The organism is Kitasatospora sp. NPDC093806 (genome assembly GCF_040683335.1).
Lineage (GTDB): Bacteria > Actinomycetota > Actinomycetes > Streptomycetales > Streptomycetaceae > Kitasatospora.
Map to the genome: position 1 here is coordinate 29164 of NZ_JBFBDO010000028.1, position 24516 is coordinate 53679.

Below are 24516 nucleotides of genomic sequence, written 5' to 3' on the forward strand. Positions count from 1 at the left end.
ACGGGGGTCGGAAGGCTCCGGGGAGGGGCCCGGAGAGTCCTGTTACTCGCGAGTAGATATCCTTACTGTAGTAAAAGATGCGTCAATTTCGCCATGGCGCCGTATTCGGGCCCAGGGCCCGGAGCTACGCTGCAAGCACCCTCAACCCCCGCTACGCCGTCTCCCCGCCGGGATGGCGTGAAACGGAGCGATCGTGTCGAACGAGAACTCGGCTGCTCTCAGCGCCGCGCCCACCCGCCACCAGCGTCTGCTGGCCTGGGTGAGCGAGATCGCTGAGCTCACCCAGCCGGACCGCGTCGAATGGTGCGACGGTTCCGAGGCGGAGTACCAGCGCCTCGCCGACCTGCTCGTCGCCCAGGGCACTTTCAAGAAGCTCAACGAGGAAAAGCGACCCAACTCCTACTACGCCGCCTCGGACCCGACGGACGTGGCGCGCGTGGAGGACCGCACCTACATCTGCTCCGAGCAGGAGAAGGACGCCGGCCCGACCAACAACTGGAAGGCCCCCGCCGAGATGCGGGAGCTCTTCCAGGGGGAGCAGGGGCTGTTCCGCGGCTCGATGAAGGGCCGCACGATGTACGTCGTGCCGTTCTCGATGGGCCCGGTCGGGTCCCCGCTGGCCGCCTACGGCGTGGAGATCACCGACTCCGCCTACGTCGCCGTGTCGATGCGCGTGATGACCCGGATGGGTCAGGCCGTGCTCGACCAGCTCGGCGAGGACGGCGAGTTCGTCAAGGCGGTGCACACCGTCGGCGCCCCGCTGGCCGAGGGTCAGGCGGACGTCCCGTGGCCGTGCAACAGCACCAAGTACATCTCGCACTTCCCGGAGAGCCGGGAGATCTGGTCCTTCGGCTCGGGCTACGGCGGCAACGCCCTGCTCGGCAAGAAGTGCTACGCGCTGCGCATCGCCTCGACCATGGCGCGCGACGAGGGCTGGCTGGCCGAGCACATGCTCATCCTCAAGCTCACCCCGCCGTCCGGTGAGGTCAAGTACGTCGCGGCCGCCTTCCCGTCCGCCTGCGGCAAGACCAACCTGGCGATGCTCCAGCCCACCATCCCGGGCTGGAAGGTCGAGACGATCGGCGACGACATCGCCTGGATGCGCTTCGGCGCCGACGGCCGCCTGTACGCCATCAACCCCGAGGCCGGCTTCTTCGGCGTCGCGCCCGGCACCGGTGTCGACACCAACGCCAACGCGATCGACACCCTCTGGGGCAACACCGTCTTCACCAACGTCGCGCTCACCGACGACGGCGACGTCTGGTGGGAGGGCCTCACCGACGAGAAGCCCGCCCACCTGATCGACTGGCGCGGCAACGACTGGACGCCGGAGTCCGGCACCCCGGCCGCCCACCCGAACGCCCGCTTCGCCGTCCCGGCCGCGCAGTGCCCGACCATCGCCCCGGAGTGGGAGGACCCGGCGGGCGTGCCGATCTCGGCGATCCTGTTCGGCGGCCGCCGCGCCACCGCCGTCCCGCTGGTGACCGAGTCCTTCGACTGGCAGCACGGCGTCTTCCTGGGCGCCAACATCGCCTCCGAGAAGACCGCCGCCGCCGAGGGCACCGTCGGCGAGCTGCGCCGCGACCCGTTCGCGATGCTGCCGTTCTGCGGCTACAACATGGGTGACTACTTCGCCCACTGGCTGAAGGTCGGCGCCCAGGCGGACGCCGCCAAGCTGCCGAAGATCTACTACGTCAACTGGTTCCGCAAGAACGCCGAGGGCAAGTTCGTCTGGCCCGGCTACGGCGAGAACAGCCGCGTGCTGAAGTGGATCGTCGAGCGCCTGGAGGGCACCGGCAACGGCGTCGAGACCCCGATCGGCGTGCTGCCGACCGTCGAGGGCTTCGACCTGGACGGCCTGGAGCTGTCCAAGGAGGACGTCGACCTGCTCTTCACCGTCGACGCCGACATCTGGCGCCAGGAGGCCGCGCTCGTCCCGGCCCACCTGGAGCTGTTCGGCGAGCACACCCCCACCGAGCTGTGGGACGAGTACCGAGACCTGGTCGCCCGCCTCGGCTGAGCCTGAGCCTCAGCGAGTGCGCGACAACCGTCGGCGCGTGGCACGAACCGCGCGCCGGCGGGCGACCGGACGGCCGGAGCCCCGCCGGACGATCTTTCCCCGACCAAGGAGATCGCCCGGACCGGGACTCCGGCCGTAGCCTTTCCCCGGCCGCCCGCCCGCCCGTCCGTCAGGGCTGGGCGTAGCCGCTCAGGAAGGTGCCGATCCGGGTGACCGCGTCGGTGATCTCCTCCGCCCGCGGCAGGGTGACCAGCCGGAAGTGGTCCGGCTCGGGCCAGTTGAAGCCGGTGCCCTGCACCAGCAGGATCCGCTCGGCGCGCAGCAGGTCGAGCACCATCCGGGCGTCGTCCTTGATCTTGAAGACCTTCGGGTCCAGCCGGGGGAAGGCGTACAGCGCGCCCTTCGGCTTCACGCAGCTGACCCCGGGGATCTCGTTGAGCAGCCGCCACGCGGCGTCCCGGGACTCCAGCAGCCGGCCGCCGGGCAGCACCAGGTCCTTGATCGACTGCCGGCCGCCGAGCGCGGCGGCCACCGCGTGCTGGGCGGGCATGTTGGCGCAGAGCCGCATCGAGGCGAGCACCGTCAGACCCTCGACGTAGCTGCGGGCCCGGGTGCGGTCGCCGGAGAGCACCATCCAGCCGGAGCGGAAGCCCGCCACCCGGTAGGCCTTGGACATGCCGTTGAAGGTGACGCAGAACAGGTCGGGGGCCAGCGTGGCCAGCGGGACGTGCTCGGCGTCGTCGTAGAGGATCTTGTCGTAGATCTCGTCGGCGTAGATCACCAACTGGTGCCGGCGGGCGATCCCGACCAGCCCCTCCAGCACCTCGCGCGGGTAGACCGCGCCGGTCGGGTTGTTGGGGTTGATCACCACCAGCGCCCTGGTCCGGTCGGTGACCTTGGCCTCGATGTCGGCGAGGTCCGGGTACCACTCGGACTGCTCGTCGCAGCGGTAGTGGACGGCGGTGCCGCCGGCCAGCGAGACGGAGGCCGTCCACAGCGGGTAGTCCGGCGCCGGGACGAGCACCTCGTCGCCGTCGTCCAGCAGCGCGGTCATCGCCAGCTGGATCAGCTCGGAGACGCCGTTGCCGAGGAAGACGTCCTCGACCGTCAGGCCGTGCAGTCCGCGCTCCTCGTAGTGCATCACCACGGCGCGGCGGGCCGACAGCAGGCCCTTGGAGTCGCCGTAGCCGTGCGCGGAGGAGAGGTTGCGCAGGATGTCCTGGAGGATCTCCGGCGGCGCGTCGAAGCCGAACAGCGCCGGATTGCCGGTGTTGAGCTTCAGGATGCGGTGGCCCTGCTCCTCCAGCCGCATCGCCTCGTCGAGGACCGGGCCGCGGATGTCGTAGCAGACGTTGGCGAGCTTGCTGGACTGGATGACCTGCATGCCTGCCTACTTTAGGGGCACGAACGGGCGGCCCGGCGGGTGTTCCTGGACACCCGCCGGACCGCCCGGAGGTCACCGCTCAGCCGCCCCTTCGATCGGGAGGCGGATGGCTCAGCTCGCCTTCCAGATCAGCGGCTGGGTGTCCAGAACGCTGCCGAAGACGAGGAACTGCGGCGGCGTGCCGTCCGGCACGAGATACACCGCACACTGCTGCTGGCTCTGGCCGTCGGCCAGCGCGCCGGGCTTCTTGCCGGCGTCGCACTGCGGGATCGACTTCATGATGACCGGGGCCGGCAGGATGCCGGTCGACTTGGGGTCGACGCTGACCTTGAAGCGCATCATGAAGTACTCGTCGACCAGCGGGGCGCCGGTCTTGTTGGTGAAGTTCACCGTCACGTAGTACGGCGTCTTGCCGGCGGTGTCGGCCGGCTTCCAGTTGAACGGGGCGATCTCGGCGGCGGTGCCCTTGACCACCGAGACCGGGGTGACGTCGGCCTTGGTCTTGCCGAGGTAGCTGCCGGTGGTGGTGAGCGGCAGCGGGTTCTCGTAGGTGATCTTGCTGCCGCCGCCGCTCGCCCCGCCGATCGGGTTGCCGCTGGTGGCGGCGGTCGGGACGGCCGCGGGGGTGGTGCCGCCGGTGCCGCCACCGGTCGCCGCGCCACCGCCGGTGGCCGCACCGCCGGCCGCGGCCGGGGTGGTGGCCGGAGCGCCGGTCGGGGCGGCGGCCCCGGTCTCGGCCGCGGTCGGCGCCGCGGGCTGGGCGGCGGGCTGGGTGGCGACGACCGCCGGGTCGGAGTTCTCCGGCCCGCAGGCCGTCAGCGCCAGCGCCAGCGCCGCGACCGGGACGGCCGCGCGCAGAGTGTTCCGATACTTCGTCAAGGTGTGTCTCCCCCGTGGATGATGTGCTCGGTGCGGCGCCCGTTTCGACGGCGCCGCCAGTGTCGGACGCGGACGGTGCCCGGCCGGTTCCGCTGTGGAACCCGCGGGATCCTACCGTCACCGGGCGAGGAGGGGGAAAGCCGTGATCGCGAGCGCGGTCGGCGCGGTGCTGGCCGGACTGCTGGTGGCACCGGCGCTGCGCGGCCTGGTGGTGCGGTACGCCGTGCCCGAGGGCGAGCCGTGGTGCCGGGCCTGCCCGTCCTGCGGGCGGGAACTGCGCGGCCTGCCGCCGACCGGCGGCTGCCCGGGCTGCCGGACGCCGCTCGGCCCCGGTGCCTGGCGGGTGGAGGCGGTCACCGCGGCGGCGGCCGCCGCCGCGCTCGCCGCCGACCAGCCGGGCGACGCGCTGCTGCTGCTCTGGCTGGCCGGCCCCGGGGTGGTGCTCGGCTTCACCGACGCCCGGGTGCACCGGCTGCCGTACCCGCTCACCTGGACGCTGGCGGCGGGCCTGGCGGTGCTGCTGGCGGTGCTGGAGCTGTCCGACGGCAGCCCGGGCGGGCTGCTGCGCTCGCTGCTGGTGGCGCTGGCCGCCGGGGCGCTGTTCGAACTGCCGGTCTGGCTGGGGGTGATGGGACCGGGGGACACCGTGCTGGCGCTCGGCCTCGGCGCGCTACTCGGCCGCTACGGCTGGTCCGCCGCGCTCACCGCGCTGGTCGTCGCCGTCCTGCTGGCCGGGCTCTGGTCGGTCGGCGTGCTGCTGACCGCGCTGGCCCGCCGCCGCCCGGTGCGCGGCCGGGAGGTGCCGCTGGGCCCGTTCCTGCTGATCGGCACCCTGCTCGCGGTGCTCGCCCAGCCGTAGTTTCCCCTGGGGGAAAGCGGACGGGCCCGCCGTACCGGTCGGGTACGGCGGGCCCGGCGCCGGCGCGCAGGCCCCACCCTCAAGGAGCGGCGCGCCGTGGGGGATTACGGCATCTGGTGGACGAACGGGCCGACCGTGTTGGAGAAGGCGTTCCCGTTGACGGAGTCCCAGTTGGTGGACCAGGTCATCGCGCCGCGGATGGTCGGCCACTTGGCCGGCGGGACGAAGCTCCCGCAGTTCTTGCCGGTGGCCAGGCAGTCCAGCGCGTTGTTGACGACGCTCGGCGCGACGTAGCCGCCGCCGGCCGCCTTGCCGGAGGCCGGGACGCCGATGCCGACCTGGTCGGGCCGCAGGCCGCCCTGGATGTGGGTGCAGACCTGCGAGGTGATGAAGTCGATGGTGCCCTGGTTGTAGACCTTGCCGTCGCAGCCGTTCATGCCGCCCGAGTTGTAGAACTGGGTGTTGACGACGGTCAGGATGTCCTTGGTCTTCAGCGCCAGCTGGAAGTAGGAGCCGGCGGTGGAGTACATCCCGATGGTCTCCGGGGCCATCGTCAGGACGAAGTTCGGGCCGACCTTGGCCTGCAGGGCGTGCAGCGCGTCGGCGAGGTAGGTCGGGTTGAGGCCGTTCTCCAGGTCGACGTCGAGGCCGTCGAAGCCGTAGTCCTTGATCACCGCGGCGGCGGTCTCGACGAAGGCGGACGCGGCGGTGGCGTCGTTGACCTGGATGGCGCCGTTCTGGCCGCCGATGGAGATGACGACCTTCTTGCCGGCGGCCTGCTTGGCCTTCACGTCGGCGCGGAACTGGGCGTCGGTGTAGCCGCCGAGCCCGGCCGAGAGCTCGGCGTCCAGCTTGAAGGTGACGGCGCCGGGGCGGTTGGCGACGGAGTCGGCGAAGGAGACCGCGATGATGTCGTACGCGCTCTGGACGTCGCTCAGCTTCTGGAGGTTGTTGCCCTTGTTGTCGAAGTTGTGCCAGTAGCCGGTGACCACGTGCTTCGGCAGGCCGGTGACCGGCGGGTTGGTGCTGGTCGGGGTGGCCGTCGGGGTCGCGGTGGGGGTCGGGGTGGCCGTCGGCGTCGCGGTGGGGGTCGGGGTCGCGGTGGCCGTGGGGGTGGCGGTCGCGGTCGGGGTGGCCGTGGCGGTGGGCGTCGGCGTCGGGGTGACGGTCGGGCTCGGGGTGGAGGTCCCGCCCGGGCCGCTCAGCACGACGTCGTCGGCGAGGTAGGCGCTCTGGCCGTACCAGCCGTGCAGGTAGACGGTGACGCTGGTGGCGTTGGCCCCGGTGGTGAAGGTGGTGGAGAGCTGGTTCCAGCTGTTCTGGTTGGACCAGCTGCTCGGGTCGGTGCCGCCGGTGCCGCGCGCGCCGAGGTAGACGTACGGGCCCTGGACCCAGGCGCTCAGGGTGTAGCTGGTGTTGGGCAGCACGCTGATGGTCTGGGTGCACTCGGCGGTGTCCCCGGCGCCCGGGGTGGCCTGGAGGGCGCCGGTGCCGGAGTGGACCGGGGTGGTGACCGCGCTCGCGGCGCCGGTACAGGCCCAGCCGCCCAACGAGCCGTCGAAGCCGCCGTTGGCGACCAGATTCCCGGCGGCCGCGTTGGCGCCCCCGGCGAAGAGGGCGAGACCGGTACCCGCCAGGGCGAGTGCGGTGGCGCCGGCGGCGAGGGCCGGGACGGGGCCCCGCCGGCGCCGGTGCGCGGCGGACTGGTTCAGCGTACGGGCCATGGAGGTGCGCTCCTGTGGGGGAGGAGCGGCCGCCGCGGTGGGGGGCGCGGCGGCCGCGTGTGGGGGAGGGGAGTTCCGCGAAACCGGCTTGCTCGGGGCGGCGGTTCGGGTGTCCGTTCCGCCCTGGCACAAAAGCTGGACTAGACCATTGGCGGTCGTCAAGCATTGAACCGTCGGCTTACGGATTCTTTAAGGAATGAGACCGTTCCGTATCCTTGGCACCTGGCATGTGCCGGAGGCCTCCGCCGCGCCCTTCCGGCCACCTCCGGCGGGCCGGTCGGGACCGGCTCCGCACAGGACCGTGACCCTCCCGCGACCTGCGGCTTTCCCTGCCGAGACGACGCGGGAGTAGGCTGCGCCGGGGGTTCTCAAGCACCCGGTGAAGTGAGCACGGAGGGGCCGAAAACCATGGGTCTGCGCGATGTCGTCGAACGCACGCCGGGTCTGCGCGTCCTGCTGGACGGGATGTACGGCCTCTACGGGCGCCGGGTCGAGGTGCACCTCGCCCGCACCCCGCACCACATCGGCGTGATCCTCGACGGCAACCGCCGCTGGGCCAAGGCGACCGGCGGCTCCACCGCGTACGGCCACCAGCGCGGCGCCGACAAGATCAGCGAGTTCCTCGGCTGGTGCGACGAGACCCACGTCAAGGTCGTCACGCTGTGGATGCTCTCCACCGACAACCTCTCCCGCCCCGCGGACGAGCTGGTCCCGCTGCTGGGCATCATCGAGGACGCCGTCACCAACCTGGCCGCCGCCCGCCGCTGGCGGGTCAACCCGGTCGGCGCGCTGGACCTGCTCCCGCAGCACACCGCCGACGTCCTGAAGAAGGCCGCCGAGCAGACCGCCGGGATCGACGGCATCACCGTCAACGTGGCCGTCGGCTACGGCGGCCGGCACGAGATCGCCGACGCCGTCCGCTCGCTGCTCCAGGAGCACGCCGGCCGGGGCACCTCGATCGAGGAGCTGGCCGAGATCCTCGACGTCGAGCACATCGCCGAGCACCTCTACACCAAGGGCCAGCCCGACCCGGACCTGGTCATCCGCACCTCGGGCGAGCAGCGGCTGTCCGGCTTCCTGCTCTGGCAGAGCGCGCACAGCGAGTTCTACTTCTGCGAGGCGTACTGGCCGGCCTTCCGCAAGGTCGACTTCCAGCGGGCGCTGCGCGCGTTCGATCAGCGCAACCGGCGGATGGGCCTCTGACGGGGAGCCGGGGCGTCCCGGGACGGCGGGGCCGCCGCCCCGCGCGGACGGGACCGCGGCGGGATTGACCACCGTAGGGCTGGCCTACCCGGCGGCGGGGCGAGGCCAAACGTTCACCGGCAATGATCCGTCAGTTCGCCGGGGACGCGAATGCACCGCCCCCCGCCTGGGAATACTCCGATCAGACCGGCTCCGAGGCCACCGGGGCAGCGGGGGCCGGCATGCCGCGGATGACGCAGGGTCATCCGCCCTGGAGGCCTAGTGGTCAGTTCCAAGAGCCGCCGGACACCAGACCGGCGCACGTACGTTCTCGACACCAGCGTGCTCCTGGCGGACCCGCTCGCCATGACCCGCTTCGAGGAGCACGAGGTGGTCCTCCCGGTGGTCGTGGTCACCGAGCTGGAGGCCAAGCGGCACCACCCGGAGCTGGGCTACTTCGCCCGCCAGGCGCTGCGCCTGCTCGACGACTACCGGATCCGGTTCGGGCGCCTCGACGAGCCGATCCCGGTCGGTGAGCTCGGCGGCAGCATCCGGGTCGAGCTCAACCACTCCGACCTGTCGATACTGCCGGCCGGCTACCGGTCCGGCGGCGGCGAGGCCGACACCCGGATCCTGGCGGTGGCCCGCAACCTGCAGGCCGAGGGGTACGACGTCACCGTCGTCTCCAAGGACCTCCCGCTGCGGATCAAGGCGTCCTCGGTGGGCCTGCTCGCCGAGGAGTACCGGGCCGAGCTGGCGATCACCTCCGGCTGGACGGGCATGTCCGAACTGCACGTCCCGGCCGACGACGTGGACGCGCTGTTCGCGGCCGGCCACGACGCCGGGGTGCACGTCGAGGGGGCCGCCGAGCTGCCGGTGCACACCGGGCTGGTGCTCACCTCCGAGCGCGGCAAGGCGCTCGGCCGGGTCACCGGCGACGGCCGGGTCCGGCTGGTGCGCGGCGAGCGCGAGGCGTTCGGCCTGCGCGGGCGCAGCGCCGAGCAGCGGGTCGCGCTGGACCTGCTGCTCGACCCGGAGGTCGGCATCGTCTCGATGGGCGGCCGGGCCGGCACCGGCAAGTCCGCGCTGGCGCTGTGCGCCGGCCTGGAGGCGGTCCTGGAGCGGCAGCAGCACCGCAAGGTGATGGTCTTCCGGCCGCTGTACGCGGTCGGCGGCCAGGAGCTCGGCTACCTCCCGGGCAGCGAGACGGAGAAGATGAGCCCCTGGGCCCAGGCCGTCTTCGACACCCTCTCGGCCGTCACCACGCCGGACGTGATCGAGGAGGTCATCGCCCGGGGCATGCTGGAGGTCCTGCCGCTCACCCACATCCGAGGGCGTTCCCTGCACGACGCCTTCGTGATCGTGGACGAGGCGCAGTCGCTGGAGCGCAACGTCCTGCTGACGGTGCTGTCCCGGATCGGCCAGGGGTCGCGGGTGGTGCTCACCCACGACGTGGCGCAGCGGGACAACCTGCGGGTGGGCCGGTACGACGGCGTGGTGGCGGTGGTGGAGAAGCTGAAGGGGCATCCGCTGTTCGCGCACATCACGCTGACCCGCTCGGAGCGTTCGCCGATCGCGGCCCTGGTGACGGAGATGCTGGAGGACGTCCACCCCTAATCGGGGCATAGCGGACAAAACCATCAAATCCCCGGACGGGGCCCGTTCCTGACGGAGCGGGCTCCGTCCCTTTCATCACATCGCGTGTCTTTCTGTCCGGCGAACGCCGGTACGGTGAATGTGACATCCGCCACGCAACGGGGAATTGCGTCGACAGTGCCCCGTGCGGCATGGTGAGGGTTCTGTCAGGCCCCGCGTACGGCATGGCAGGGCTTCCGGGCGACCGGGGGTCCGGCCCGGACGGTCCACCAACTCCGGTCAGTGGACGCACAATTGAAGACGAGCCGTACGCCGCCCGATCACAACGCCCGGCCGCTTCACCTCGGCCGGACGCCGGGTCAGTACCTCCCGTGACCAGCACCGTACGGAGGGCAGTGCCAAGGGGCATCTTGCGTCCGTACGGTCACGCGTGGGCGATGCTGGAAGGAATCCATGTGACTCGGATCTCGGTCCGGGGAGTTGCTGTCGTCTCCGCCACCGCCGTCACCGCTGTCGGTGCCGTCGTGGGCATGGCGTCGGGCAGCGAGGGCAAGGCGACGCAGACGGTCGACGTCGCGGGCGCGACCCTGCTTGCCGAAGTCCCCTCCGGCGCCCAGGCGCAGACCATCAGCGACAACATCGGCACGCAGGCGTCCGCCCAGCAGGCCGCCGCCGACGCCGCCGCCAAGGCCGCCGCCGAGCAGAAGGCAGCCGAGGAGGCCGCGCGCCAGCAGGCCGCCGCCGAGGCCCAGGCGAAGGCCGACGCCGCCGCCAAGGAGGCCGCCGACAAGGCCGCCGACAAGGCCGCCAAGGCCGAGGCGGACAAGGCCGCGAAGGCCGCCGAGGAGAAGCGCAAGGCCGACGAGGCCGCCGCCAACCGCTCCAAGGCGCGCTCGGCGATGGCCGCCACCGACAGCGCTCCGTCCGCTCCGGCGGTCTCGGTCAGCCCTGGCTCGGTGCAGGAGACCGCCCAGCAGATCATCGGCAACGACGCGCAGTTCCAGTGCTTCAGCCAGATCGTGAAGCGCGAGAGCGGCTGGGACTACACCGCGACCAACAAGAGCTCCGGCGCGTACGGCCTGGTCCAGGCGCTGCCCGGCACCAAGATGGCCTCGGCCGGTGCCGACTGGCGGACCAACCCGGCCACCCAGATCAAGTGGGGCCTCAACTACATGAACAGCCGCTACGGCAGCCCCTGTGGCGCCTGGTCGTTCTGGCAGTCGCACCACTGGTACTAGGAACGCCCACCGCGGCCCCCGAGCACAACGTGCTCGGGGGCCGCGGTGTTTCTCGTCGGACGTTCGTCTACTCCGGCGGGCCGCCCCGCCCGGGCTGCGCTGACCAGTGCGCCCACGGGCGGTGCGGTCCTGGGTGCGGACGCGGGGACGGGGAGGGGTCCTGGTAGCTCCCCGCACCGGCCGGTCCGCCGACGGATGGCTCCGGTTCCCGACCGACTCCTCCCCGCTGGCCGACGCCTGAAACCACCCGGGACGTGCCGTTTTGTCCCGAAAACGGCCGTCGGACCGGTGGTCGCCACCGGGAAGATCCGGCTCGTGCGGCGGACTCACCGCGCCCCGGCCGGGTAGCGTCATCCCTGACGGCCGTGGCGCGACCCACGGCGTGCCGCCGGACCGGGCGGCTCCGGCGGGGAGAAGTGGTAGCGAGCATGGCGCGGGGCGGAAAGGCCTTCAAGGCCGTGGCCAAGGGAGTGGCCGTGGTGGCGAGTGCGGCCGCCGTGATCGAACGGCGCCGGCGCGCCGCGATGGCGGCCGACTTCCACGAACCCGCGCTGCCCGCGGACCCGTCACCGGTGCCCGCCGAGGCCCCGGCTCCCACGGCCCTGCCCGGCCCGCGCGAGGAGTCCGCTCCGGCCGCCGCGCCGGCCCCGGCTCCGGCCGCGGTCCCCACCGCCCCCGCCGTCCACACCTCGCACGGCCACTTCGGCCGGCCCGCCACCCCGGCCGAGGCGGTGCCCTGGGGACTGCGGGTCGCCGCCGAGTCCACCTGGCGGCTGCTGCTGCTCGGCGGCGCGCTGTACGTCGTCTTCTACATCGTCGACATGCTGCGGCTGGTCGCCTTCGCGGTGCTCGCCTCGCTGCTGATCTCCGCGCTGCTCGAACCCACCGTCTCCTGGCTGCGCCGGCACGGCGTCCCGCGCTCGCTGGCCGCCGGCGGGGTGTTCATGAGCGGCCTGGCCGGCATCGGCCTGGTCGGCTGGTTCGTGGTCTGGCAGGTCAGCACCAACCTGGAGACCGTCACCAGCAAGGTGAAGGCCGGTGTCGACCAGCTCCGGGACTGGCTGATCACCGGGCCGCTGCACCTGACCGAGCAGCAGATCACCGACTTCGCCAACCAGATCACCAAGGCGATCAGCACCAACACCGAGCAGATCACCTCCGCCAGCATCACCGGCGCGCAGATCGCCGTCGAGGTGCTGACGACCGTGCTGCTGGCCTTCTTCACCACCTTCTTCCTGCTCTACGACGGCGAGCGGATCTGGAACTGGGCGCTGCGCGGCCTGCCCCGGCACTCCCGCTACGCGATGGCGGGCGCGGGGCCGAAGGCCTGGGCGACGCTCACCGCCTACGTCCGCGGCACGGTCTGCGTGGCCTTCATCGACGCGGTCTGCATCGGCATCGGGATCCAGCTGCTCGGGGTGCCGATGGCGCTGCCGCTCGCGGTGATCATCTTCCTCGGCGCCTTCGTCCCGCTGGTGGGCGCGCTGGTCACCGGGACGGTCGCGGTCCTGATCGCCCTGGTCACCACGACCCCGTGGACGGCGCTGATGGTGCTGGTGGTGCTGATCGCCGTCCAGCAGATCGAGGGCCACATCCTCCAGCCGCTGATCCTCGGCCGCGCCGTCCGGGTCCACCCGCTCGGCGTCGTCCTCGGCGTGGCCGCCGGCTCGATCATCGGCGGCATCGGCGGCGCCATCGTCGCCGTCCCCCTGATCGCCGTCACCAACACCGTGGTCACCCACCTCCGCCGCCGCAACGAGGCCGGCCAGGCCGTCTTCACCGCCCTCGAAGCCGCCCGCGAAGCCGCCACCCGCACCCCACCCCCGACCCCCTAGCGCCCGAACACGCGAACGGGCCCCGGCCGCGGACTGGGGAGTCCGGGGAGCGGGGCCCGTTCGGGTGGGGCTGGGGGTCAGGCGGTGGCGGTGGCGAGGGCGGCCTCGGAGTCGAGGACGCCGGCCACGGCCTGGAGGACGGCGGCGATCTTCATCGAGGCCTGGATGACCTCGCGGTCGACGCCGGCCTTGCGGAGGACGGCCTCGTGCGAGTCGAGGCACTGGCCGCAGCCGTTGATCGCGGAGACCGCGAAGCACCACAGCTCGAAGTCGATCTTCTCGACGCCCGGAGTGCCGATGATGTTCATCCGCAGGCCGGCCCGCATGCTGCTGTACTCCTTGTCGGAGAGCAGGTGCAGCGTCCGGTAGTAGACGTTGTTCATCCCCATGATCGCGGCCGCGCCCTTGGCGGCGGTGTACGCCTCCGGGGAGAGGTTGGCCTTGGCCTCGGGCTCCAGCTCGCGCAGCACCGCGGGGCTGCGGGTGGCCATCGCGCAGGAGAGCACGGTGCCCCAGAGCTGCTGGGCGGGGAGGTCGGAGTTGCCGATGACCGAGCCCAGGTTGAGCTTGAGGTCCTTGGCGTAGTCCGGGAGGGCGGACTTCAGGTCGTCGAGGGCCATGGGTCAGCCCGCCAGGAGGGCCTGGGCGTCGAGGGTGTCCTCGCCCTTGTTCCAGTTGCACGGGCACAGCTCGTCGGTCTGCAGGGCGTCCAGCACCCGCAGGACCTCCTTGGGGTTACGGCCGACGGAGCCGGCGGTCACCATGACGAACTGGACCTCGTTGTTCGGGTCGACGATGAAGACGGCGCGCTGGGCGGTGCCGTCCGCGGCCTCGACGCCACAGGCGCGCATCAGGTCGTGCTTGATGTCGGCCAGCATCGGGAAGGGCAGGTCGGCCAGGTCCTTGTGGTCCTTGCGCCAGGCGTGGTGCACGAACTCGGAGTCGCCGGAGACGCCGTAGATCTGGGCGTCACGGTCGGCGAACTCCTCGTTCAGCTTGCCGAACGCGGCGATCTCGGTCGGACACACGAAGGTGAAGTCCATCGGCCAGAAGAAGACGACCGACCAGCCCTTCCGGTCCTCCGACGAGTAGTCCTTGAACTCCAGCTTGTCGGCGGACGGGCCTTCAACGCCCTTGAGGGCCCAAGCGGGGAACTGGTCACCGATCGTAAGCATGCGTGCTCTCCTGGTAAGGGGTTGGAAGGTTTGTCCGGTTTGCGGAGCAGGCTCAACCATTCCACATCGTGGACTGATCAGGGAAATAGCTACACTCGATGTGTCCGATCGGAGGTTGTTATCAATACCCCCACGCCCCCCTCCGGCCCCGCTCGTCGCAGGGCCCCCGCCCGTAAACCCGACGCGACTGTGGCGAGCGCCACGTCGCGCAGCCCCCGCACGCCCACCGTCGCCCAGCTCAGGGCCTTCGTCGCGGTGGCCGAGCACCGGCACTTCCGGGAGGCCGCGGCGGCCACCGGGACGAGCCAGCCGGCCCTGTCCGGGGCGGTCGCGGCGCTGGAGGAGTCACTCGGCGCGCAGCTGGTCGAGCGTACGACGCGGAGGGTGATGATCACTCCCCTGGGGGAGCGCGTGCTGGAGCACTCGCGCCGGGTGCTCGCCTCCCTGCAGGCCCTCACCGAGGAGGTGGAGGCCGCCCGCCGCCCGTTCACCGGGCCGCTGCACCTGGGCGTCATCCCGACCGTCGCGCCGTACCTGCTGCCGACCGTGCTGCGGCTGGTCCGCGACCGCTACCCGGAGCTGGAGCTGCACGTCCACGAGGAGCGGACGCCCTCGCTGCTGGAGGGGCTGGCCGCCGGACGGCTGGACGTGCTGCTGCTGGCGCTGCCGGCCGGCGGGTCCGCGCCGACCCGGGACGTCCCGCTGTTCGACGAGGACTTCGTCCTGGTCACCCCGCCCGACCACGAGCTGGCCGGCCGGGTCGACGTGCCGCGCGACGTCCTGCTCGACCTGGACGTGCTGCTGCTGGAGGAGGGCCACTGCCTGCGCGACCAGGCCCTCGACATCTGCCGCGAGGTCGGCGCCGACCCGGGCGGCTCCACCACCCGGGCGGCCGGGCTCTCCACCCTGGTGCAGCTGGTGGCCGGCGGCCTCGGGGTGACCCTGCTGCCCGCCACCGCGCTGGACGTCGAGGCGGGCCGCACCGACCGGCTGGCCGCGGTGCGGTTCGCCGCCCCGTCGCCGGGCCGCCGGATCGGGCTCGCCACCCGGCCGGGGTCGGCCCGCGGCGGCGAGTACGACCGGTTCGCGGCCTCGCTGCGCGAGGTGCTGGCCGAGCTGCCGGTCCGGATCGTGCACCCGTAGGACCGGCCCCGGGGGGTCAGGGCTGCGCGGCGGTGCCCAGGCAGAGGCCGATCGTGGTGGCCACCAGCAGGTCGAGCGCCCGGAGGGACTCCTCCCGGGACTGCTCGCCGGTGGCCTTGAACACCAGGTAGCGCTCGGTCAGCCCGTCGAACCCGGCCAGGAAGTGCACCGCGATCTCGTGCGCGGGCAGCGCCAGCGGCTGCGCGTGGGCGGCGGAGAGCCCGGTGAGCAGTTCGGTGGCGGTGGACTCCATCTCGTGCTGGAGCGCCCGCATGATCTCCTGCAGGTCCGGGTCGCGCATCGCCAGCGCGGCGAACTCGTTCATCAGCGCGCACTTGTCGCTCTCGCCGACGGTGCTGTCCCAGAGCGCGTAGACCATGGTCCGGATCTGCTCGCCGAACGGGCCCTCGGCCGGTGCGGAGGCCCGCACCTGGGCGATGACCTCGCTGGTCAGCTGCTCGATGACGGCCCGGTAGAGGTCCTTCTTGGTGCCGAAGGTGTAGTGCACCGTGGCCTGCGCCACGCCCAGCTCGGCCGCGATCGCGCGGGTGCTGCCCGCGGCGATGCCCTCGCGGGCCATCAGGTCGATGGCGGCCTGGACCAGTTGGGGGCGCCGTTCGGAGGCGGGGACGTGAGCCATTGGGCCAGGGTATCGCCATGTTCGGGCAACCAGATCGAACGATCTCGTCGAACGTTCGCGTCGTTCGACTTTGTCACCTGACAATGTTGCGCGTACGGTGGTGGGACGACGGTGGGACGACCACCGGGGACGACCGCGTCCCGCACCACCGCCTGCCCGAACGACCCGATCGAAGGTGCACGCATGGCCACGTACCTGTACCGCCTGGGCCGCCTCTGCTTCCGCCGACGGCGGACCGTCCTCGCCGTCTGGCTCGCCCTGCTGATCGCGGTCGGCGGTGCCGCCGGGGCCTTCGCCGGCAAGACCAGCGACGAGTTCAAGGTCCCCGGCACCGAGGCCCAGGCCACCCTGGACCGCATCCAGGGCACCTTCCCCGAGCAGGGCCACGGCTCCGCCCAGGTGGTCTTCGCCACCGACGGGCCCGGCGGCATCACCGCCCCGGAGACCGCCAGGGCCGTCACCGAGGCGGTCGGCCGGATCGCCGCCGTCCCCGGCGTCGCGGCCGCCCCCGACCCGTACGCCACCCAGGCGCTCTCCCCGGACGGCAAGGTCGCGCTCGGCCTGGTCTCCTTCGACCGCAAGCTCGGCGACATCACCGACGAGCAGCGCGACGCGGTCAAGGCGGCCGCCGAACCGGCCCGCGCGGCCGGCCTCACGGTCGCCTTCGGCGGCGACGCCTACAACAAGATGGCGCAGGTCGAGGGCGGCGAGGCGGTCGGCCTGGTGGTGGCCGGCCTGGTCCTGGTGATCACCCTGGGCTCGCTGGTGGCCGCCGGACTGCCGCTGCTCACCGCCCTGGTCGGGGTCGGTGTGGCGATGGCCGGCCTGCTCGCCCTGTCCGGCTCGTTCGAGATCATCTCCACCGCGCCGGTGCTGGCGCTGATGGTCGGCCTCGCGGTCGGCATCGACTACGCCCTGTTCATCGTCTCCCGGCACCGCCGCCACCTCGCCGAGGGCCTGGAGCCGGACGAGGCCGCCGCCCGGGCCAACGCGACCGCCGGCAGCGCGGTGGTCTTCGCCGGCCTCACCGTCGTCGTCGCGCTGGCCGGCCTGGCCGTCGCCGGCGTGCCCTTCCTCACCGTCATGGGCCTGGCCGCCTCCGGCGCCGTGGTGGTCGCGGTGCTGGTCGCGATCACCCTGCTGCCCGCCCTGCTCGGCTTCGCCGGCCGCGCCATCGACCGGCTGCCGGTCTGGCGGCGCGCGCTGACGGCCGCGGGGCCGAAGACCCCGGGACGCGCCACCCTCGGGGAGCGCTGGGGCGCCTTCGTGGTGCGCCGTCCGCTCGCCGTGCTGCTGGCCGGCCTCGCCGCCCTGGTCGCCCTCGCGGTGCCCGCCGCGAGCCTGACCCTCGGTCTGCCCGGCGGCGGCTCACAGGCCAAGGGCACCGACGCCCGCACCGCCTACGACCTGGTCGACCACAGCTTCGGCCCCGGCTTCAACGCCCCGCTGGTGGTCGTCGTCGACGCCACCGGCGCCGAGCGGCCGGACCAGGCGGTCGAGGGCGTCGCCGCCAAGCTGACCGCCCTGCCCGGCGTGCGGACCCTGCTGCCGCCGACCGTGGACCAGGCGAGCCGCACCGCGCTGCTCCCGGTCATCCCGAAGACCGGCCCGGACCACGCCGACACCCGGCAGCTGGTCACCGACATCCGCGACCAGCGCGACGCCCTGAAGGCCGAGACCGGCGCGCGGATCGACGTCACCGGCACCACCGCCGCCAACATCGACGTCTCCGCCAAGCTCGGCGACGCGCTGCCGCCGTTCGTCGCGGTGATCGCGGGCATCGCGATGGTGCTGCTGGCGCTCGCCTTCCGCTCGATCCTGGTGCCGCTGAAGGCGGTGGCCGGCTTCCTGCTCTCCATCACCGCCTCGCTCGGCGCCGTCGTCGCGGTCTACCAGTGGGGCTGGCTGGACGGCCTGATCGACGTGCCGAAGGTCGGCCCGGTGGTCAGCTTCGTGCCGATCCTGCTGATCGGCGTGCTGTTCGGGCTGGCGATGGACTACGAGCTGTTCCTGGTCTCCGGGATGAAGGAGCACCACGTGCACGGCATGGCGCCGCGCGAGGCGGTGGTGGCCGGGGTGCGCAACGGCGCCCGGGTGGTCACCGCGGCCGCGCTGATCATGATCGCGGTGTTCGGCTCCTTCGTCTTCGGCCACGACCCGATCGTCCAGCCGATCGGCTTCGCGCTGGCCGTGGGCGTGCTGGTCGACGCCTTCCTGGTGCGGATGGCCCTGGTGCCGGCCGCGATGGCGCTGTTCGGCAAGGCCGCCTGGTGGTTCCCGAAGAGCCTGGAGAAGGTGGTGCCGCGGGTGGACATGGAGGGCGAGCAGCTGATGGCCCGGCTGGAGCGGTCGGCGGCGGAGGAGCCGTCGGCGAAGGTGCCCGAGCGGGTCTGAGTACGGGTCGAGCGTCCGACGGCTCCCGGCCGGAAAGCCGGGAGCCGTCGGACGTCGTCACGGCAGCCGCTGCTCGAACCAGACCACCTTGCCGGTGCCCAGCCGGGTCGCGCCCCAGCGCTCGGCGCACCGGGCCACTATCTGCAGCCCCCGCCCGCGCTCGTCGTCCGGCCCGGTCCGGCGCGGCCGGGGCAGCAGCGGGCTGTCGTCCCCCACCTCGCAGCGCAGCCGGGTGGTGCGGACCAGGCTCAGCGTCACCGGGCGGGTCGCGTGCTGGACGGCGTTGGTGACCAGCTCGCTGACCATCAGTTCGGTGGCCTCGGTGAGCTCCTCCAGCCCCCAGCGGCGCAGCGTGTGCGCGGCCAGCCGACGGGCCCGTCCCGGCGTCTCGTTGCGCGGCTGGAGGTACCAGTGCGCGACGTCCCCGGCCGGGATGCCGTCGAAGCAGGCGGCCAGCAGGGCGATGTCGTCGCCCCGGTCGCCGGGCGGCAGGATCCGCAGCGCCTCCTGGCAGAGGTTCTCCGGCGAGTGCCGGTGGGCGTTGGCCAGCCGGGCGCGGAGCAGTTCGAGCCCGTCGCTGAGCGGCCGGTTGCGGGTCTCCACCAGGCCGTCGGTGAACAGCAGCAGGGCCGAGCCGGGCGGCGCGGGCAGCTCGGCGGAGGTGAAGTCGACCCCGCCGACGCCGATCGGCGCGCCCGCCTCCAGGTCGAGCAGCTCGGCCGTGCCGTCCGGCTGGACCAGCACCGGCGGCACGTGCCCGGCGTTGGCCAGCACCACCCGGTTGGCGATCGGGTCGTACACCGCGTACACGCAGGTCGCCAGGTGCTGTTCGCGGCCGAGTCGCTGGGCCTGCTCGTCCAGGTGGTAGAGCACCTCGTGCGGCGGCAGGTCGAGCGCGGCCAGGGTCTGCGCGCTGGTGCGCAGCTGGCCCATGATGGCGGCCGAGGTGAGCGAGTGGCCCATCACGTCGCCGACGATCAGCGCCACCCGGTTGCCGGGCAGCGGCACCGCGTCGTACCAGTCGCCGCCGACCTGGGCGCCGCGCTCGCCGGGCAGGTAGCGCTGGGCCAGCCGGACGCCGTGCGGCTGGGGCAGCCGCAGCGGCAGCATGCTGCGCTGGAGCTCGTTGGCTATCTCCCACTCGCGGGCGTACCGCAGGGCGGTGTCGATGGCCAGCCCGGCCTGGGTGGCGAGGTGGGCGGCGGTCGCCGTGTCGGTGGCGTCGAAGCCGGGGCGGCCGGTCTTCTCGGGCGGCCGCCGGATCAGCACCAGCAGGCCGAGGACGGTCTTGCGGCCGCGCAGCGGCAGGGCGAGCACGGACGTGCCCGGGCTGAGCCGGGCCAGGCCGCGGGCGCCGTACAGCTCGCGGAGCAGTTCGGTGGTGCGGGCGCTGCCGCTGTCGCCGGCGGTGCCGAGGACGACCGGTTCGGCGGGGCGGCGGCTGAGCAGGGTGTGCGCGAGCGCGCCGCCGCGGGTGACCGGGGTGGGCGGGCCGGTGTCGGCGGTGGAGCGGGCGCCGTACCGGCTGCCGTAGCGGTCGCCGTACCGGTCGCGGCGGTCGTCGCCGGCCGGGCGGCCGCGGCGGCCCAGCCGGGTGCCGTGGCTGTGGTGGATCCGCAGCTGCTCGGGGAAGCCGGGTTCGCGTTCGACGTTGGGCAGCGGGTCGCGCAGGTGGACGACGGCGGCGTCGGCGAGGGCCGGCACCAGGACGCGGCAGATGTTGCGCAGGGTCGCGGCGAGGTCGAGCGCGCTGTTGACCCGGCGGGTCGCGGAGTCGAGGTAGGCGAGCCGTTCGGCGACCCGGTCGGGTTGTTGCCGTTCCGGCTGCTGCTGCTGCTGCTGTGGTGGCGGTGGCGGTGGCGGTGGCGGTGGCGAGGGTGGTGGTGGGGGCGGCTGGCGCGGGGTGGGCAGGGCAGGCGGCTGTCCGGCCTCGGGTTTGAGCTGGTCGCGCACGGGTGCCTGTCCTGGGATCGGTACGGTCTGATCGGTACGGTCTGTGGTCTGGCTGTCTTCTGGCTGGCTGTCGCCTGTCGGTCCGTCCGGCGGTCAGCCGACCCGGCGGCAACAGAGGAACAGCTGTTCCTCCGGCGGTAGCGAGGTACTGGCCGGCGCGTACGGACGCCCCTCCTGCTCCTCGACGGCGAATCCGGACGCCACCAGGACCCGTTCGAGATCCTCCCGCAGATACCCGCTGATCCGCAGCTCCCGCCCGAGGAACGGCAGCGGAACGTGGTCCAGATCGGCCTCGACCATACCGAGCGCCAGCAGCCCGCCGGGCCGCAGCAGGGCGCGCAGCCGGGCGAGCACGGTGGGGACCTCGTCCTGGGGGAGGAGGATCAGCGAGAAGAACGCGGTCACGGCGTCGAAGGTGCCCCGGCCGGCGGGCCCGAGCTCCGGCGCGTTCCAGGCCCGGTCGGCGCGTTCGGTGGCCAGGTCGTACATGTCGATGCGGTGGAGGACCGGCGGGTACGGCCCCGGGTGGCGGGCCTCCCGGGCCAGCGTCAGCATGACGTCCGACAGGTCCACCGCGGTGACCCGCATCCCGGCGGCGGTCAGCTGCCGGACGGTCGGCTCGCCGCTGCCGCAGCCGACGTCCAGCACGGCGGCGCCCGGTTCCAGCGCGGCCAGCAGACGGCGGCCGCAGGCCAGCTGGCCGTCCTTGGCGGGGAACGCCTCGGCGTAGCCGGTGCCGATGGTGTCGAAGGCGACGGCCTGGAGGGCGCGTTCGGCCCGTCGGCGCAGGACGTCGGACCCGCCGTCACCGCCCGCGTCCTCGTCGATGGGGAACGGGTCGGATATCTGTCCGGTCGTCACGATTGAGAGGCACCTTTCCACCCGGGCCTCCGGTCGGCCGGACGAAGCGCGAGGCCGGGCCGCCGTCCTCCCGGCGCCCGCGCTGCCCCGCCGGCCCGCTGCCGGTGGCGGTACGTCACGCTCCCCGCGTCACACTGACTGCACTGTCACGCTGACTGAACTGACGGCACTGATTGCTCTGACTGCACCCTGACACTTTGCACAGACTCTTTGCACAGAGACACTCTGCACCGTGGGAGCGCGGCCGCGCGGCCTTTTCCCGATGCTCCGCCGGAGAAGTGCACTCGTGTGTGTACTGGCATCCGAGAATAAGCGTGATCACTCCACCATGGGGTCCGTTTCCGGCCAACTCGTGACGCTTGGCCGACGCCACCCCCCTCCCCGGAAGCACGGGGCGCGGCCCGGGGTGGTGCGATCAGCCCCCGCACGCCGCCCGATCGGCTACCGTGACCGTTCCGACCTGCGGTTTCATCGATCTGCGGGCTGACAATCCGACGTTTATCGAACGTCAATCGGCGCGGTGCACAGTGGAGTCCAGCGCCGGGGAAGCGTTGAGGGTGCTCCCGCAGCCGGGGGGCTGCGGGAGCACCGAACGCTCACGGGGGAGGGCCTCCAGGGGGGAGCACGGGGGACGGGGGCCTACGGCGCGGGGGGAGGGAAGGGCTCGGTGTGCTGCTGGGAGATGAGGTCCGCAACGGGGGAGGCCTCCGGCACACCGAGCCGCGTGAAGACGGCGTGGGCTTCCCGCAGACACGCCAGGCCACGTGCGGGCTGGGCGAGGCCGAGCAACGCCTCGCCCAGCGCGGCATTGGCCAGGCCCTGGCAGTAGGCGGAGTCCATCTCCAGGCCGATCACCAGCGACTCCTCCGCCGCCTCGGCCGCTTCGGCCTGCTGGCCGGCGGCGAGCAGCGAGGAGGACAGCCGGGCGAGCGTGTAGCCCTCGCGCAGGCGGTTCTGCTGCGACTGGTAGAGCCGGTGGGACTCGCGCAGGTGCTCGACGGCGGTACCGGGGGCGTCGGCGGAGGAGAGCACGACGCCGAGCTGGTAGAGGGTGTCGGCGAGGCAGGGCCCGTTCTTCGACGCGCGCGCCGTCGCGACGGCCTCGGTGACGGACCGGACGGCGGTCTCGATCATGCCGAGGCCGAGCTGTGCGCGGGCCATGTTGCCGAGCAGCCGCGCCTCGCCGATGGGGGCGCCGACCACCCGGCTGATGGCGAGGGCCTGTTCGAAGAAGGGCAGCGCCTCGGCGGGCCGGTTGCCGAGGCTGAGGACGATCCCGAGGTCGTTGGCCGCCATGGACTGCAGGACGGTCATGTCGTCCGCGTCCTGGAGACCGAGGCTCTTGCGGAGCGACTGCTCGGCGCTCTGGAAGTCGTTGGTGATCGACTGGAGGGTGCCGAAGGCGAAGTGCACCCGGGCGAGCGCCGCCGAGTCCTGGTACTCCCCGGCGTTCTGCTCGGCCGCCTCCAGCATCTGGCGGACGCGCGCCCCGTGGGTCGGGTCCTCCACCAGGCTGCCGAGGATGATCAGCAGGTCGACGGCGGGCCGCAGCAGGCAGCCGGGGCCCTGGACCGCGGCCTCGACCGTGCTGAGCAGCAGGGCGGTCTCGGCCCGCAGCCACTTCCGGGCGTACCCGTTGGTGATCAGCGCGATGCCGTCGGACTCCGGGGCGATCAGGGGTTCGGGCAGCTGGTCGTCGGGCTCGATGGCCTGGGCCGCGTTGCGGACGGTCGCGAGCAGCACGTCGAGCACGCGCCGGACGGCGGCCTGCTGCTCCTCGATGTCGCCGGTCCGCTCGTTCTGCCGCTGCGCGTACAGCCGGAGCAGGTCGTGGTAGCGGTAGCGCCCCGGCGAGAAGGTCTCCAGCATGTTGGCCTCGACGAGCGCCTCGGCGAGGTCCTCCGCCTCGTTCTCGTCCACGCCGAGCAGCGCCGACACCGCCGCCAGCGGCAGGTCGGGCGAGTCCACCACCGAGAGCAGGCGGAAGGCCCGGGCCTCGGTGGGGGAGAGCTGTCCGTAGCCGAGCCCGATCGTGGTCTCCACGGCGAGGTTGCCCAGCTGCAGTTCGTCGAGGCGGCGCCGTTGATCGGCTAAGCGCCGGGCGAGGTCCGAGACGCTCCAGCGCGGCCGGCTGGCGAGCCGGGCGGCGGCGATCCGGACGGCGAGCGGCAGGAAGCCGCAGGCCGTCACCACGGCCATCGCCGCGTCGAGTTCGGCGGCCACCCGCTGCTCGCCGACGATGGCGGAGAAGAGCGCCAGCGCCTCCTCCGGCGTCAGCTCCTCGACGTCCACCAGGTGGGCGCCGGGGATGCCGGCCAGCCGGGAGCGGCTGGTGGCGAGCACGGCGCAGCTGGAGACCCCGGGGATCAGCGGCCGGATCTGGTCGGCGTCCTGGGCGTTGTCGAGCAGGATCAGCATCCGCCGGCTGGCGAGCAGCGAGCGGTAGAGGGCCGCGCGCTGCTCCAGCGAGTCGGGGTTGTCGGTGACGCCCAGGGCGTGCAGGAAGTCGCCGAGCACCACGGCCGGGTCGGCCGGCGAGGCGCCCGCGCCGCGGAGGTCGACGTACAGCTGACCGTCCGGGAACTCCGCGCGGACCCGGTGGGCGACGTGCACGGCGAGCGTGGTCTTGCCGACGCCGCCGATGCCGGCCAGCGAGGTGACGACCACGGCCTGGCCGGTGGCGTTCATCAGGACGGCGGAGAGGTCGGCCACCATCTCGTTGCGGCCGCTGAAGTCGGAGACGTCGGCGGGCAGCTGGGCCGGGGCCGGCGGCGCGGCCGGCCCCTCCTCCCGGACGGCGGCCGCGGGCGGGGCGACGACCGGGAGGGTCAGCTTCGGGTCGGCGGCGAGGATCCGCGAGTGCATGGTGGAGAGCCCGGTGCCCGGCTCGACGCCCAGCTCGTCGATCAGCAGCTTGCGGGTGTCGGTGTAGACGCCGAGCGCCTCCGCCTGCCGTCCGCAGCGGTAGAGCGCGAGCATCAGCAGTTCGCGCAGCCGCTCGCGGAGCGGGTGCTCGGCGGTGAGCGAGTTCAGCTCGCCGACCACCTCGGCGTGCAGGCCGATCTCCAGGGCGACCGCGCACCGCTCCTCGGCGACCGAGACCTGGCGCTCCGCCAGCCGGAGCCGCTGGGCGTCCGCGTACGGGCCGGGGACGCCGGTGAGCGGGCGGCCGCTGAACAGGCCCAGGGCGCGGACCAGCAGCCGGTGCGCGTTGTCGAGGTCGCCGGCGCCGCGGGCGGTCGCGGCCTCGGCGGCGAGGTGCTCGAAGACCGTCACGTCGAGGGCCTCACCCGGGATGTGCAGGGCGTAGCCGTCGGCGACCGAGACCAGCAGCTCGGCGGGCGCGCGGACCTCGCGGCGGGGCTCGATCACCGTCCGCAGCCGGGAGACGTAGGTGCGCAGCGCGGCGATGGCCTGGGTGGGCGGGCGGTCGCCCCAGAGGCCGTCGACGAGGTCCTGGGTGGTGACCGGGCGGCCGGCGTGCAGCAGGAGCGTGGTCAGGATGGCCTGCTGCTGCGGTGATCCGAGGGCGAGCTGCTTGCCGTCGAGCCAGGCCTGGACCGGACCGAGTACCTGGAAGCGCAGCGCCGACGCGGGCGGCGTCTCCCGAAACTCCATGAAGTCCCCCGATGG

General features: G+C 72.9%; 17 protein-coding genes. 8 read left to right on the forward strand and 9 right to left on the reverse strand.

The window, feature by feature from the left end:
- Nucleotides 1-193 precede the first annotated feature (193 nt).
- Nucleotides 194-2020, forward strand: a complete 1827-nt coding sequence (locus AB0N76_RS16570; protein ID WP_363557624.1) for a phosphoenolpyruvate carboxykinase (GTP) — start codon at nt 194-196, stop codon at nt 2018-2020.
- A gap of 169 nt (nt 2021-2189) precedes the next feature.
- Here the strand turns inward: AB0N76_RS16570 and AB0N76_RS16575 are convergent, their stop codons facing one another.
- Nucleotides 2190-3404: a pyridoxal phosphate-dependent aminotransferase gene (locus AB0N76_RS16575; RefSeq protein ID WP_363557626.1), complete on the reverse strand. Its 1215-nt coding sequence runs from the start codon at nt 3402-3404 to the stop codon at nt 2190-2192.
- A 111-nt stretch (nt 3405-3515) separates the two neighbouring features.
- Nucleotides 3516-4283: a hypothetical protein gene (locus tag AB0N76_RS16580; protein WP_363557628.1), complete on the reverse strand. Its 768-nt coding sequence runs from the start codon at nt 4281-4283 to the stop codon at nt 3516-3518.
- 142 nt (nt 4284-4425) lie between these two features.
- Here AB0N76_RS16580 and AB0N76_RS16585 point away from each other — a divergent pair, with 142 nt between their 5' ends.
- On the forward strand, nt 4426-5142 hold the full coding sequence (locus tag AB0N76_RS16585; protein WP_363557630.1) for a prepilin peptidase: 717 nt from the start codon (nt 4426-4428) through the stop codon (nt 5140-5142).
- Nucleotides 5143-5246: 104 nt separating this feature from the next.
- On the opposite strand, the gene AB0N76_RS16590 is transcribed toward AB0N76_RS16585, so the two are convergent.
- Nucleotides 5247-6866: a glycosyl hydrolase family 18 protein gene (locus AB0N76_RS16590; protein WP_363557632.1), complete on the reverse strand. Its 1620-nt coding sequence runs from the start codon at nt 6864-6866 to the stop codon at nt 5247-5249.
- Between the two features lie 408 nt (nt 6867-7274).
- Here AB0N76_RS16590 and AB0N76_RS16595 point away from each other — a divergent pair, with 408 nt between their 5' ends.
- The 4 genes from AB0N76_RS16595 to AB0N76_RS16610 all read left to right on the forward strand — a co-directional run bounded on the left by AB0N76_RS16595 (nt 7275) and on the right by AB0N76_RS16610 (nt 12717).
- Nucleotides 7275-8069: an isoprenyl transferase gene (locus AB0N76_RS16595; protein WP_363557634.1), complete on the forward strand. Its 795-nt coding sequence runs from the start codon at nt 7275-7277 to the stop codon at nt 8067-8069.
- A gap of 261 nt (nt 8070-8330) precedes the next feature.
- Nucleotides 8331-9665, forward strand: coding sequence for a PhoH family protein (locus tag AB0N76_RS16600; RefSeq protein WP_363557636.1), 1335 nt, complete (start codon nt 8331-8333; stop codon nt 9663-9665).
- 434 nt (nt 9666-10099) lie between these two features.
- Nucleotides 10100-10882 carry a transglycosylase SLT domain-containing protein gene (locus AB0N76_RS16605; protein WP_363557638.1) on the forward strand — a complete coding sequence of 261 codons (783 nt, stop codon included), beginning with the start codon at nt 10100-10102 and terminating at the stop codon, nt 10880-10882.
- Nucleotides 10883-11310: 428 nt separating this feature from the next.
- Complete coding sequence (locus AB0N76_RS16610; protein WP_363557640.1) at nt 11311-12717, forward strand: AI-2E family transporter; 1407 nt, start codon at nt 11311-11313, stop codon at nt 12715-12717.
- Nucleotides 12718-12794: 77 nt separating this feature from the next.
- Here AB0N76_RS16610 and AB0N76_RS16615 read toward each other — a convergent pair whose 3' ends face one another.
- Both AB0N76_RS16615 and AB0N76_RS16620 read right to left on the reverse strand, forming a co-directional pair.
- A complete protein-coding gene (locus AB0N76_RS16615; protein WP_363557642.1) occupies nt 12795-13337 on the reverse strand; it encodes an alkyl hydroperoxide reductase in 543 nt (180 codons plus the stop codon).
- 3 nt (nt 13338-13340) lie between these two features.
- A complete protein-coding gene (locus AB0N76_RS16620; protein WP_363557644.1) occupies nt 13341-13892 on the reverse strand; it encodes a peroxiredoxin in 552 nt (183 codons plus the stop codon).
- Nucleotides 13893-14081: 189 nt separating this feature from the next.
- On the opposite strand from AB0N76_RS16620, the gene AB0N76_RS16625 reads away from it, so the two are divergent.
- Nucleotides 14082-15035 carry a LysR substrate-binding domain-containing protein gene (locus AB0N76_RS16625; protein WP_363557646.1) on the forward strand — a complete coding sequence of 318 codons (954 nt, stop codon included), beginning with the start codon at nt 14082-14084 and terminating at the stop codon, nt 15033-15035.
- Nucleotides 15036-15051: 16 nt separating this feature from the next.
- Here the strand turns inward: AB0N76_RS16625 and AB0N76_RS16630 are convergent, their stop codons facing one another.
- Nucleotides 15052-15675 carry a TetR/AcrR family transcriptional regulator gene (locus tag AB0N76_RS16630; protein ID WP_363557648.1) on the reverse strand — a complete coding sequence of 208 codons (624 nt, stop codon included), beginning with the start codon at nt 15673-15675 and terminating at the stop codon, nt 15052-15054.
- A gap of 183 nt (nt 15676-15858) precedes the next feature.
- Between AB0N76_RS16630 and AB0N76_RS16635 the strand changes: the two genes are divergently transcribed.
- Nucleotides 15859-18069, forward strand: coding sequence for an MMPL family transporter (locus AB0N76_RS16635; RefSeq protein ID WP_363557650.1), 2211 nt, complete (start codon nt 15859-15861; stop codon nt 18067-18069).
- Nucleotides 18070-18126: 57 nt separating this feature from the next.
- Here the strand turns inward: AB0N76_RS16635 and AB0N76_RS16640 are convergent, their stop codons facing one another.
- From AB0N76_RS16640 to AB0N76_RS16650, 3 genes are all read right to left on the reverse strand, one after another.
- Entirely contained in the window at nt 18127-20022 is a 1896-nt protein-coding gene (locus AB0N76_RS16640; protein ID WP_363557652.1) for a SpoIIE family protein phosphatase, read from the reverse strand.
- Between the two features lie 93 nt (nt 20023-20115).
- Nucleotides 20116-20883, reverse strand: a complete 768-nt coding sequence (locus tag AB0N76_RS16645) for a class I SAM-dependent methyltransferase (protein ID WP_363557654.1) — start codon at nt 20881-20883, stop codon at nt 20116-20118.
- 639 nt (nt 20884-21522) lie between these two features.
- Nucleotides 21523-24501, reverse strand: coding sequence for a BTAD domain-containing putative transcriptional regulator (locus AB0N76_RS16650; RefSeq protein WP_363557656.1), 2979 nt, complete (start codon nt 24499-24501; stop codon nt 21523-21525).
- Nucleotides 24502-24516: the final 15 nt, after the last annotated feature.

Coding starts and splice junctions, on each gene's coding strand:
- AB0N76_RS16575 (WP_363557626.1), bottom strand. CDS start 3,404: ATGCAGGTCATCCAGTCCAGCAAGCTCGCCAACGTCTGCTACGACATC.
- AB0N76_RS16590 (WP_363557632.1), bottom strand. CDS start 6,866: ATGGCCCGTACGCTGAACCAGTCCGCCGCGCACCGGCGCCGGCGGGGC.
- AB0N76_RS16595 (WP_363557634.1), top strand. CDS start 7,275: ATGGGTCTGCGCGATGTCGTCGAACGCACGCCGGGTCTGCGCGTCCTG.
- AB0N76_RS16610 (WP_363557640.1), top strand. CDS start 11,311: ATGGCGCGGGGCGGAAAGGCCTTCAAGGCCGTGGCCAAGGGAGTGGCC.
- AB0N76_RS16615 (WP_363557642.1), bottom strand. CDS start 13,337: ATGGCCCTCGACGACCTGAAGTCCGCCCTCCCGGACTACGCCAAGGAC.
- AB0N76_RS16620 (WP_363557644.1), bottom strand. CDS start 13,892: ATGCTTACGATCGGTGACCAGTTCCCCGCTTGGGCCCTCAAGGGCGTT.
- AB0N76_RS16630 (WP_363557648.1), bottom strand. CDS start 15,675: ATGGCTCACGTCCCCGCCTCCGAACGGCGCCCCCAACTGGTCCAGGCC.
- AB0N76_RS16635 (WP_363557650.1), top strand. CDS start 15,859: ATGGCCACGTACCTGTACCGCCTGGGCCGCCTCTGCTTCCGCCGACGG.
- AB0N76_RS16650 (WP_363557656.1), bottom strand. CDS start 24,501: ATGGAGTTTCGGGAGACGCCGCCCGCGTCGGCGCTGCGCTTCCAGGTA.